Origin of the sequence: Sphingobacterium sp. (assembly GCF_039596235.1) — a bacterium.
Lineage (GTDB): Bacteria > Bacteroidota > Bacteroidia > Sphingobacteriales > Sphingobacteriaceae > Sphingobacterium.
Genome location: NZ_JBCNKE010000005.1, coordinates 359,977 through 372,202, shown reverse-complemented (window position 1 = coordinate 372,202; position 12,226 = coordinate 359,977). Strand labels below are relative to the sequence as shown.

Here is a 12,226-nt window from a genome sequence, read left to right as displayed (position 1 = left end):
GTGTTTTCTTAAAGAACTTTGTCGCTTCAACTTCCGTATCCGCTTTATTCCGATGGGCACCAGCCCGTCTTTATCTTTTTCTGTTTTCCCTCCGTTTCCGTTGGGACTGCAAAGGTAGAAATCTTTTTCGGAACTCCAAAAAAAAATTGAAGTTTTTTTTCTTTTTCCTTTTTCCGATTCCGCGTTTAAAATAAACCCAGCGGGATTTTAAATCCTGTCCAGCTCACCTAAACCCTTCTTTTTTCATGATCACCCCTTTCGGAGCAACCGTCCCTCCCTTGCGGAGTGGTGCAAAGATAGGAAGTTTTTATAATCACTTCCAAGCCTTTTGTTCTTATTTATTTCATTTTTCCGCTAACTGGCTGTACCCTTGGGGGATTGTTTTTGTGAAACAGGATCCCGCAGGGGATTTCCTGGGCTCCGGCGGGGCACGGTGGCGGCAAAGGGTGTGCAGTAAGGCCAAAAAAGGCCGGTCAGCATAGGGCCGCTACGGGATCTGCGCTGACGGGTTGGCGCTGGCCCCGCGGCGGAAAGTAATGGTAAGGCCAGGGGAATTACTCCCGACAGCGCCAAAAGGCCGGTTACGTAGGGATATGGGGCAGGCATCCGGACGACAGGTTGGAGTATCAAACAATAGTAAGCTCGGCAGAAAACAGGTACCAATAGGCCGGGGCAGCGTGTGTACAGATTAACTGTTTAGTTAGGGTTTAGTTAGGGTTTGTTTAGGTTTAGTTTAGGTATAGCTTAGGTAAAAGCTAATGAATACCTAACTAAATACTAACTTAAATCTAAATTATTCCTAGGTTATTGGTTAAGCTGTGTATAAGCAGATGATATAATGGTCAAAAGCGGATAGCTTAACAGCGGGGCAATGGGATTTGACTTTTTGGGTCCGGCCAGATGGGGCAGCCCGATAGCTGGCATCTATCCCCGATTAGGGCGCACGGCAGCAGGAAGCGTAGATAAAAAAGGCAAAAAAAGGTCAACCTTCGGATTCATAGCCTGGAAACGTTTTTTTGATGTAAAAATGTTCAAAAACCCTTCCCAAAACTAAAAAATTACTGCGTATATTTTCACCAAAGAAATCGCAAATAATCGCCATTACCTAAGGCCGTCACAGTTTCTTCGAAATGGACTAATACTGTTCTTGTGGTCACTCATCGAAAACCGTAAAAAATTCCCCCAGAAAGGCGCGTTACTCGCTAGGGGAATTCAAAGTACAACATCTTCCTTTTTTAGGTACCTGGATTAAGCACAGCTGACTTTGGTTTATTAGCTCATAAAACGATTATTGGCTTAGTAAGCGTAAGCTCTAAATTCACCTAAGTGAGTAGACGTCGCACTATTCATCGGCGCTGTCATTGTAATTCGAATATAGCGCGCTTTAACAGGCGTGACACTATAATCTTGCCAAGCAGCTGGCTTATCCGCGGAGTTGAATGTTAAATCTTTACCAACCACCTTCCAATTGACCTTGTCCAACGATACTTCTATATTAAATGTTTTAAATCCACCTGTATCATTGTTATGACGTCTGATCATTCCAAATCGTCCTAAAATCTCTATTTTCGACATATCTACGATAAACCAATGCGGATATACCGGATTATTGCTAGAGGACCAAGTTGAATGCCAAAAGGTAGTAATATCGCCATCAATAAGACTCTGAGGTTTGCCATTGGCAGCCCCCTCCTGCGTTTCTATTGAAGAAGCCTCTGCAGACCACAACGATTTATTCAAAAGTGCCAACGGATTAACCTGGCTATGTTGTATCGGCGAGGTCAGCCCTTCAGTTCCTAGGGTATAGGCTATCGCTGTTGTTTTACCTTGTACATCAAACGATAGCTTACCTTTCAAATCGGTGCTTTCCTCCAAAACAGCAGTCTTTTTTATCCCATTTACTTCGTACTGTACATTAACAGTTACCGGGTCTTTTGTTTCATTCTCCCAAGCTAAAACAACATTATTACCTTCCATATAAGGCACCACTGTTGGCATAATCAACTTATAGGTAAGTAGACCGGGGGCCGTTTGAGATTGAGCGGCCGCCGTTCTTTTCCATTGGTCATCTTGGAATTTCAATGAAAAATCTATCTTTTTCGTTTCGTCGGTTAAATTCGAAACCGTCACCGTGTCCTGTGTATTCCCCTTCAAGTCTACCTCAAAAGATTTCCCTCCAACTGCATACGACAATTTCCCTAGAAGCTCACGCTGTGACGTATTTGGAAAGATAAATGTCACTCCACCTGGAACGGCTTGTACTGAAACATTCTCTATTTTATAATCCACTTCATACGCTCTCGGTTTTAATGTGGTTCTGGTCACCTTAGAGCCGGTACCGTCCGAAGTAAAATATTGCAGCGAAAAATCATAGCTTTTCAATTCACTTAAGTGAATGATTGTAGGCTCGTTAAACTTAGTGACATCCAACAGCTTATCTGCAGCACCATCTTTGTATTTGATCTGTGCTTTAACGACACGATCTGACAAAGCAGGCCAATGTATTTCTATATTTTGGTTGAAAGCTGATACATAAGTCAAATTTGTTGGCTTTGCTGTTGGGCGTGTCTCCGTCACAATGGTTTCCTGCTCCCCTTGCTGCGGAAACACAAGTTCTTCTTCTTTACAACTCCCCATACTCAGTAAAAAAGCTCCTAAAATGACATTAAATGCCCAGCTCATTTTAAAATTCCTTTTCATCTTTAATAACGTTTATTCCATCAGTACGATGGAGCTTGGTTTATAATCTTATTTTCTTATTGCTTTGGCAAGAGGAACTCTACTTCGTACTTATTTAAAAACACCTGTCCTTCCAATTTCCAATCTTTTAATGTCCGCACTTCCAACCAATAAAATATCTGTGGGAAAAAGTCAGCTGCCTGAATAAATACGGCATTGTCGCCCAACTCACAAGGTACCACTTCAGAGGTCATTCTGGATTGAAAATCTCCACTAAGTCCCATTGCACTTTTGCCCGCTACCTCGTTCTGAATCGAACCATTTTCAGCAGGTGACATCTTCCAATAGCCTTTCAGATTATTGGCAAAAGGCGATTTCGTCAATTCTACCGTGGAACATAAGGAGTTACGGATTTCATCTTGCGTAAATGCCTTATTAAAGATCGATACATTGGATACATCAAAATCTACTAAATCATAGGATATATTTGGTCTATAGCCAAAAATCAAGGGATCATTTGTTTTGATATTGGCTACATTCATTCCAGACGTAGTCGTTTCTTGGGCTAATGTCCCATTGTTATAAATCTTGATATTTACTTGGTCATTTCCGATAGCTTTGATGACGGTGGTCATTGTATACCACTCTCCATTGACTTTTGCTGTTTGACAAGTGGCCTCCTTGACACCATCACTGATCTTGACCTGCAGATCATTTCCCCAAGTAAAGTACATCCACCCAGGAGTACCTAGTGAGGTATTCGAATCTTTACCGAAAATACCGGAGTACCAATAATTATACGTATTTGGTTGGTAGGTTGATGAAATAATGGTATTGTTCAAATTAAACCTGAACCGCGCAGAAATCGTCAATTCTTTTGTGGTCGCCAAATCATAGTCGCTTGAATTGCCCAAATTATCACTTACTGCTCTTACACCAAGCGGCTTATTTCCAGTACCGTCGTACCCCCACATCCGCACATAACTCATTGCTTTACCTGTCAATTCAGCGCCTTTAAAGTTTTTATTCTGAAAAATGGCAAAGGTATTCCGCTCCTCTAAAGTCCCACCTCCATAAGAATCGCCAATTCCGCCATGGTTTGATGTTAAGATCACTAACCAATCTTCATTTGGATAGTTTTTGCGGGCAGCCAATGCTTTCGATATTTCGCCTATATAACCGTCTACTTTCTTTAAGGCATTCGCATAATCGTTATTGCTTATTGTAAAACCACCTTTTTCTCCTGCTTCCAATAGGGACGTGAATTGTACAATCATAAAGTCGCTATTCTTGGTGTTAAACAAATCTAATACCTTCTTCTTGACGTCTTCATCAGTCGCGCCGTTATATGTTTCATTCGCACTCACAAGCAGCTTATCATTCAAGGTAACCGATCGCGATACGACGCTTGTCTTCATTGATGGGGCTACTGTTGCAATACGATATAACATAGACGGATAACCTGCGACATTTTCATGTGGATCATCTTCGTTTGGTCTTGGAATATAAGACTCGTCGATAATATGATGGTTGGCGTATGTCACTCCACTCATCATGGTCATCCAAGACGATGGATTACTGGTATTCTCATCTGCAAGGGCATTAAACGTATACTTACTTGTTTTGAGTAATTCTGCAATATTACTTGGCACGCTCTTTTTTAATTCCTGTCCTACCAACCCATCAATGGAGATAAAAAGCACCTTCCGTTTAACCGGTTGTTGCAAATTCTGCTCATAGTCTTCATATATGGCCGGCGGATTGGCATATTTTGTACAGCCAACCAGCAAAAACGCTGCACTTACCACGACAATTAAGGTTTTCTTTATATTGAGTAATCTTTTCATAACTTAAGTTTATATATCGTAAAACACCCCTAACTCAGCAATCGCAACGTGTACAGCTCCACCAGTATTTGGATCCGGAAACACAAACTTCACATACTGGGCTTCCACAAGGTTAGAAAATGCAAATTCTTTCATTGCTTCATTTTGGGCAGTTGTCTGCGAAGTGCTCGCTAAGGCAAATTGTCCCATATCCGTCCAATTTTTATTATCGCGACTGATATAAACTTTAACTTTGGTTGCAAAAGTCTGCCCTTTTCTATTTTTGTAATAAAAACCTTTAAAGACATTTACTTCCTTCATATTCATGGTTAATTCCACAGGTAAAGTCGTCGGGATTGTACAACCAGACCAGCAAGTATGCCAATAGGTATTTGGATCGCCATCAGTCATTGCACTGAATTTACCGGTACTTTCGTTTGTTGCTGTTGCGACATTGGCTGTAAATTCAAACAGGCCGCTTGGCAAGAAATAACGTGACTGTAATACGCCATCACCACCTGTAAAAGTCAATGGATTGTACTCCCAAATCGCGCGATCCATTGGTGGATATTTCTCACGCATTTCACGTTTAGCCGAACTACTTACCGGAATCCCCCAAGCGATAAAAAAGCGATTAAAGTCCTTACCTGTAAAATTACATAACTGGCGATAGAAGTAATCACGTTTTCCCTGGTCTAAAGAACTAGCAAAATTTTCATTCCTCGCTTTACTATAGATATAAGGGAAGAAATCCCATCCTGACTCCCCATTTTTTCCCTTTGTCTTATCAAAAATCTGAAGGAAAGGTGTTAATCGTGCAAAAGGATCATCAGCGTCTATACCCAATTCCTCGGGGAAATTAGAAAAATTCTTCGCCGAAGTTAACGCAGCAAATTTTAATGCCGCAGGAATCGATGTCTTCAATGCCGGATGGAAATCTATACGAGAAGTAACGCCACGATTTCGCGCCGCATTAAAAATAAACAGATTGTTTGTCGTTTCCCCTAAATCAGACCAGCTCCAGGCCCAGCTCGCTTGGTAATTGTGCCCGACTTCATGATATGATCCCCATGAAGTTCCCTTTCTAATCGTATTCGGATTGGTCAGTTCATCCAGCCAATATTCATCTTCTTGCATTACCCATGGGCTACCGCTATGGGCATATCCTAATGAAGGATGAATATCCATCACTCCTCTTTCCCAAAATTCCGGATAGCGATTTATTGGATCGGCCGCATCTGCAGATAGTCCCATCCAACGGTAATAATCTTTGACATAGGTCTCATCCCACAGGCGCAAAGCCTCATCCACCTGATCCATTTTTCCGGATTGGATGAATTTAACAACCAGAGAACGAGGAACTGAGAAGGCAACGCGCTCACCGATCAGATCCATCCAGGGCACATCTTGCGACAAAACCTGTTTTTTCCAATCGGCCACAGTGGACTTCCCTAATATAAAATCAGTGGACTTAACAGCACCTGCTACTTTAATATTAACAGGAGTTGTGCTTGCTTTCTGATTAATAATCCATATAGTTCCACCATACAGATTTTTAATGTAGTTTGTCCCTGGGAATAATTCTTTTCTAGTGTATAGAACAGGATCCCTACGTGGTGCATCTTTTCCTGTTATATTATCTGTATGTACACCTACCTGCACGGTCATGCCAATGGCGCCAGCAGGTATCGTGATCCGAATTACCTCTCCCGCCGGAGCATATAATCCTGTGGTATAAATTGGCGCAGGTGTTACACTGACTTTATAATCAAAAGATGACACATATTTTCTATTCATTAACATAGAAATCGTGGTATCCTTAACACGTGTCACATTTTCCCCTACCAAACCAGGGTATATCCGAGCCCGATGGTATAAACTTTTATCAGCTTTGCCCATGGTCGTATCCGATTTAAGTGGAGTTTCGGTAGAATCTCCAGATTGATAACCATCTGGAAACTCAATACCATATTTACTGCAGGAGGAGGCAAAAGCCATCAACCCAACAAATAATCCAAAAACTAAATATCTCTTTCTCATTAGGTCAAAATTTGGTTATTTTCTAATTTGTGTATAGTTTGGCGTCCAGCTTTTGCCGTCCAAATTCCAGGATGATTCTACCGATACCCCCAACCATTGATAAATCATAAAGGGAATATCTACGGCATTAGGCACTAGACGATAAAAGGATTCCTCAATTGGTGGTTGAAAAAACGGCACCAATTCATTGAAACTTGTCCACGCGACAGGACCTGTCAATTTGAAGTTACCAGCTCCTTTTCCTGTTTGTTCTGTGAGTACAGTCGTATTGACATCATCATATCCGGGCCAATATCCCTGAAGATTATTCCAGAACGGATACGTTTCATCAATATGTGTCACCCCACCATATCGTTTTACCTCTTCGGCCGAAAAAGCACGGTTATAAACCTGTACATTACAGATGGAAATATTACAATCCGTATTTCCATTACCGGGATTGAAGCCCAAGGTCAGCGGGCTTGTATTATCAAGATTATTGCCATTGGCACCTACTTGAGAAGATTTCCCTGACACCGTCGCATTTGTTCCGTCAGTATAGACATAGACAGAATCCTGAGTCCCGCTCCGTTTAATAACAGTAGTCAGGGCATGCCATTCACCATCATTGATGGAAGGTCCAAATGCTTGCCCCGCGATTGAGCTATTAAACCCCCAATAGTCCCCTTCTAGGAAGAAATTCCACCCTGCTCCTGAGAAACCAGAAACACGTTTTGCAAAAAATATCGGATACCAATAATTAGAATTAGCAACATTATATTTCAAAAAGAGTGTCATCGTCCAGTCGCTACCTGTTCCCATATTGAATTTACTTGCATCAGCTAGTTTACCAATGACCTGGTTGTTGCTTGCATAGGTATATCTCGTCGCATTTGCCACAAAAGGAATGTCTTTAGAATTGGGCCTTGGAACAATTTTCCGTGCAAACTTTGGTGAATAAAATAAGGTGTATGTGTCTCTTTTACTATCACCATATGGTGTAAAATCGGTTACAGGATCTGTAGATACCCCACCCTGAGCTGAAGTAATGATCACAATCCAGTTTTCTGTATTGAAACTTGCTCTTTTCTTGATCGTTTCCCATAAGGATTTAACCTGCTTGTCCATTACATTGACTGCAGCGACATATTTTGTATCCTCGGCGGTATAAGCTGAGGATTTCCCTGCTTTATCAACCTCAGTTAAATGGATAACATTTAGATCGGATTCGGTATTTGACAACGAAGTGTTTGCCGCAGTGACCACCGCCACATCGTTACTTTCTACCTTAACTTCGGCATCTTTACCCAGGGTAGCACCATACTTTGCGTCGGAAGTGATGAGGCTCGATTTACGGCTTGTTGCATTTTGCTTCAACTTCGTGAAAATCGTCGGATACTTATTCAAATCAATCAGGCTTAAATCTGAGCCTACGACTTTATTTTTAGCACTATTAACCCCGGTCAGCAACGCGGCTGTTACCGATTGATTGGTCACTTCGAAATCCATCGTTGGATCAGCTAAACTACCGTAAGTCACCAGACCGTTACGGGCCATCAAATCGATATTCGTTGGAGCAATGTCCTGCATTGCTGGCCCCGAAAGCCCGTCAACGATAACTAACAACACCTTATCACGACTTTCCGGACTATCCTTTGCTTCATTGAAATTCTGCAATAAGTTCGGAAAGTCTTTATTACAAGCACCTAATACCACTAAGGCAGTAAGAGCTAGAGAAATATGTTTAAAAGTTCTTAAATACTTAATCATAACCAGTTTTATTTATTGGGTTAATTCTTGATTTCCAAACGTAGGAAGTTTCCTACTGTTTTTTGCCCAAATTGGAGAACATTGCCTCCAAGCAACAATGCAGGTTCACCTAAAGAGGATTTCGTCTCGATTACTTTAAAAAGTGCGCCCGTGAATGGTCCCAAAGAGTTATATTTTTGCAGCAATTCACCATTTTTTTCCAGGATCAATAAATTTGCCCTTGGCACACCCGCATAGCTTTGTTGCGTTCCGTCAATAATGACCTGTCCGTTATTCAATATCTGTGCATAATTGATAATTCCAGTACCAATATCGCGCAAGATGAAGGAGTCATCAACGGTACCATCTGTATTCATCATTGCAACATTATTCACTTTGCCTGAAGCCCCTGCTCCTGTAAAAATGCCTGAAACAGCTAATTTTTTCAAGCTACTGTTATAGCTTACCTTTAATAACCGGGTAATATTTCCATTCAATTTAAACGTCTCATCTAAGGAGCCGTCTGATTTGATACAGGCAATTCCATTGGCTACCTTCCCATTATAAGCGGTAAAAGCACCCACGATGACTATACGCTCATTGTCGATCATTGCAGCATCCATAATTTGCCCATTTGCCCCGGCGTTATTCAACGCAAATGTAGAATCCAACGAACCATCTTCCTTCATGCGAATGACACCCTTCGCAGAGGAAATAATATACCTACGGGAATCGCGGGAAGAATAATCGTAGTCAATCTTAAAATGTGATGTAAAGTTACCTATCGCGATCACCTTATTGTCAGCTGTCGTGAAAGCCTTGATAATCATATTGTTTACACCACCATTGAAAGCAGATACCGTATCCAATGAATTTTTTGGATCATTACCAGGATTTATGACCTCTACAACCATGGAGTCAATCGCTCCATCATTGTTGACGCGAACAATGTTATTGACCATTCGTTTGGCAAAAGTTCCTAAAGCTCCGGCAAAGATAAATTTACCATCACTTGTCTTGGCAATAGATCGCACAAAACCACCACCAAATGCCCCTTGACCAAATTTCATATTACCGCTGGTTTTGCCATTGGCATCAATAAAATGTACCCCATTGCGATAAACCTTTTGATTTTCTGGAACATTTAACGTAATAGCTTCGTTTTCAAAATTAGAGAAAGATCCAGCAACAATAAAACCACCGGCATTCGGTAAAATATCGTATACACTCCCACTAAATCCATTCACCATACCGTAGTTTTCGTCCACCGACGTATTTCCCTCAATTTCCAACCGTGGCCCATAAAAAATTTCTTCACCCACAACTATTTTGGCATTTCCAGAGGTAATCTGCGTCGGGACTTTAATCGTGACCAGCGAATCTTTCGCCGAGACTACTTCTACCTTCGTGTTATTCACAAAAAAGTTAATCTGATCTAGTTTTCCTTTTAGGCCTTTCACATAAAAATCCACCAATTCGCCAGGTTTGGCTGTGCCTGGTTCTGGATAGTTAATATAAAATCCGACTCCCAGTGGATCCTTCCCTCCTGCATACGGATCCGTTCCGGTTACGATATCCTTGCTACAAGCAGCACATGTGATTAATGCTACAATCAGGACAGCTATTTTGGTTATTAAATTTCTTTTCATAATAATATCAGATCGTTATTTTTTTGGAAGAACACCCAATAAGTAAGCCTCATCTGCAAATTCATAAATCTGAAATCCAAAGGAATGTTTCGAAAATTGCAGTACATGTAATACACCATTGGTCGGTTGAATATCCGATGTCGCTACCGGCGCGGTAATATAAGGGACAAAATAATCCTTGATTTCATCGGGCACACTAAAGGAATATGGGAAGTTCAAATAAAGTTGACGGTAGCCCGCATATTTAATGACCTGTGTACCACCAGAGCTTTCATTTTTACTCACGACATCATTGTAGAGCACACCTATATTCATATCGCCACCATCCAGGTTTTTATACACCCCACCCGGAAATGCTGCCAAGTTTAGTGTATCGATCTGACGATAATCTTTGGCCACATTCTTACCTTTAAAAATATACCTTGACAGGTATTTTCTCCAAACTTCGGGTCTGATTTGCTCCAGTTTGGTGATAGAATCCTGTCCTGAACGGAATAATGTTTGGTTCAACAGCCACACAGACTTCAAAATGCAAGGATCAGGAGGAGCAAAGAAGGTTACTTCATCATTTTTAAGTACAGCATCCAATTTAGCGACTTTTAATGCAACCATTAGGGTATCAAACAAATCGGGTCTTGATTCCAGGTAATTCCAGATCGTACCGTTAAACTTCGCTTCATGAACACCCGTATCGATATAATCTTCTTTTTTACATGCTGAAAACAGTGCAACTGCCATCAACAGTAAAAAAGTATATTTCCAAATCTTTTTCATGATCTATTCCTTTAGTTCCAGTAATTATTTAATTGCATATAAGGGTTATTTGTCCGAGCAGACTTATCAATTGGCCAGGTCCAACCACCCGAGTTAAAGGCTGCAACCGACATCGGAGCACTTGTGTATTCCGAATTGATTACTTTTTTCGTGCGCACCAGATCATAAAAGAAGTTTGCTTCTCCTAGGAGCTCTCTGACGCGCTCCCACCAAATAGCATCTTTCAAATCATCCCCACTGTCTCGAATAGGTGCTGCCTTAGCACGTGTACGAATGACATTGACAACAGTTCTTGCCTCTTCATCTTTTCCTAATTCCGCCAAAGCTTCGGCTCGTAATAAAATTGGGTCAGGATAGCGGAATACCATTTGGTTATCATCTGGATTGTTATCTTCACCCTCTTCCATAAATACGTTCGAAAATTTCAGACATTGAAAATCCCCATTTGTCGAATAGATATCCTTATCAAACCAATACACTTTACGCTGATCGTCCTCAGTAGGTGGATACATCTTTTCCATAAATTTTGGGTCGTAATAGATATAGGACTTGGTTGTCACTTTATTTGGCGCATGGAGCACATAATCCGAATAAGATGCCGATAAGTGAAAACTTTCGCCATAGTTGAAATTTTGCACGATCTCAAACAAGCCTTCTTTTGTCCGGCCTTTAAAGATTTCTTTTGTTCTGCTCAGGTCCAACAAAGCATAAGCTCCGCCATTTTCTTCCATCAACTCTTTTCCTAAATCGGCTACTTTCTGATAAAGTACTGTTTTATCATCCGTTCCTAATCCTGCGATCCACATATTGATGTGCATATTAAGTGTCATGGCAGCACCGCGCATTGCTTTCACTGCAACAACGGAAGGATCATCGTAGGTCCAAGGCAGATCTTTATAGGTGGCATCCAAATCGGCCGAAAGACTCTTTAATACCGTGAACATATTTGTCCGCGGTAACGGATTCGTATTTACATCCGTATAATAAGGGACATCACCATACAAACGCACCATGAAAAAATAAGCTAAAGAACGTAGAAAAACCGCCTCTGCCTTATAGGTTTTTTTCATATCCTCATTAAGGAATGGCATATCCTTATTTTCCAATTGGTAGATGACAATATTCGCATTTTGAACCATCTTATAGAAGTTATTCCATTGCGTGATCCTAGGAAATCTGAAATAGGCAAAATTATTACTCACATCCTCACTAGTTCTAGACATAATCGCATTCAAATCATTTTGCCTCAACAATGAAATATAATCTCTTCCAGCCCCTGATGTTGCACTCGTCCGATTTGTAGGAGCACAACGCAAGTCGCCTGATGCCGGAAAAAAGATATTCGTCATGGTCGCTTCTCTGAAAGTAGAATAAATCCCCCCCATGTACTGATCGACATCTGCTTGTCTAGTCCAGTAATTATTTCCCGTTAATTTGTCAATCTGAGTAATATTTAGGAAGTCCTTTCCGCAGGAGCCCAAACCCAGGGATGCTCCCAATATAAATAGATATAAAAATTTCTTTCTCATG

Annotated in this window: 8 protein-coding genes; all 8 read right to left on the bottom strand. The window is 41.1% G+C overall.

What is annotated here, in order from left to right; genetic code table 11:
* Nucleotides 1-354: 354 nt before the first annotated feature.
* Complete coding sequence (locus ABDW32_RS13440; protein ID WP_343563200.1) at nucleotides 355-630, bottom strand: hypothetical protein; 276 nt, start codon at nucleotides 628-630, stop codon at nucleotides 355-357.
* Nucleotides 631-1,296: 666 nt separating this feature from the next.
* Complete coding sequence (locus ABDW32_RS13435) at nucleotides 1,297-2,700, bottom strand: discoidin domain-containing protein (protein ID WP_343563198.1); 1,404 nt, start codon at nucleotides 2,698-2,700, stop codon at nucleotides 1,297-1,299.
* Between the two features lie 56 nt (nucleotides 2,701-2,756).
* Nucleotides 2,757-4,526 (bottom strand): alkaline phosphatase family protein, encoded by a 1,770-nt coding sequence (locus ABDW32_RS13430; protein ID WP_343563196.1) that lies wholly within the window; start codon nucleotides 4,524-4,526, stop codon nucleotides 2,757-2,759.
* Nucleotides 4,527-4,535: 9 nt separating this feature from the next.
* Nucleotides 4,536-6,545, bottom strand: a complete 2,010-nt coding sequence (locus tag ABDW32_RS13425) for a M60 family metallopeptidase (protein WP_343563194.1) — start codon at nucleotides 6,543-6,545, stop codon at nucleotides 4,536-4,538.
* 15 nt (nucleotides 6,546-6,560) lie between these two features.
* Entirely contained in the window at nucleotides 6,561-8,294 is a 1,734-nt protein-coding gene (locus tag ABDW32_RS13420; RefSeq protein ID WP_343563192.1) for a LamG-like jellyroll fold domain-containing protein, read from the bottom strand.
* A gap of 20 nt (nucleotides 8,295-8,314) precedes the next feature.
* Nucleotides 8,315-9,922 carry a DUF5008 domain-containing protein gene (locus ABDW32_RS13415; RefSeq protein WP_343563190.1) on the bottom strand — a complete coding sequence of 536 codons (1,608 nt, stop codon included), beginning with the start codon at nucleotides 9,920-9,922 and terminating at the stop codon, nucleotides 8,315-8,317.
* 15 nt (nucleotides 9,923-9,937) lie between these two features.
* On the bottom strand, nucleotides 9,938-10,696 hold the full coding sequence (locus ABDW32_RS13410; RefSeq protein ID WP_343563188.1) for a hypothetical protein: 759 nt from the start codon (nucleotides 10,694-10,696) through the stop codon (nucleotides 9,938-9,940).
* A gap of 11 nt (nucleotides 10,697-10,707) precedes the next feature.
* Nucleotides 10,708-12,225: a RagB/SusD family nutrient uptake outer membrane protein gene (locus ABDW32_RS13405; RefSeq protein WP_343563186.1), complete on the bottom strand. Its 1,518-nt coding sequence runs from the start codon at nucleotides 12,223-12,225 to the stop codon at nucleotides 10,708-10,710.
* Nucleotide 12,226 lies beyond the last annotated feature (1 nt).

Coding starts and splice junctions, on each gene's coding strand:
- ABDW32_RS13435 (WP_343563198.1), bottom strand. CDS start 2,700: ATGAAAAGGAATTTTAAAATGAGCTGGGCATTTAATGTCATTTTAGGA.
- ABDW32_RS13430 (WP_343563196.1), bottom strand. CDS start 4,526: ATGAAAAGATTACTCAATATAAAGAAAACCTTAATTGTCGTGGTAAGT.
- ABDW32_RS13425 (WP_343563194.1), bottom strand. CDS start 6,545: ATGAGAAAGAGATATTTAGTTTTTGGATTATTTGTTGGGTTGATGGCT.
- ABDW32_RS13420 (WP_343563192.1), bottom strand. CDS start 8,294: ATGATTAAGTATTTAAGAACTTTTAAACATATTTCTCTAGCTCTTACT.
- ABDW32_RS13415 (WP_343563190.1), bottom strand. CDS start 9,922: ATGAAAAGAAATTTAATAACCAAAATAGCTGTCCTGATTGTAGCATTA.
- ABDW32_RS13410 (WP_343563188.1), bottom strand. CDS start 10,696: ATGAAAAAGATTTGGAAATATACTTTTTTACTGTTGATGGCAGTTGCA.
- ABDW32_RS13405 (WP_343563186.1), bottom strand. CDS start 12,225: ATGAGAAAGAAATTTTTATATCTATTTATATTGGGAGCATCCCTGGGT.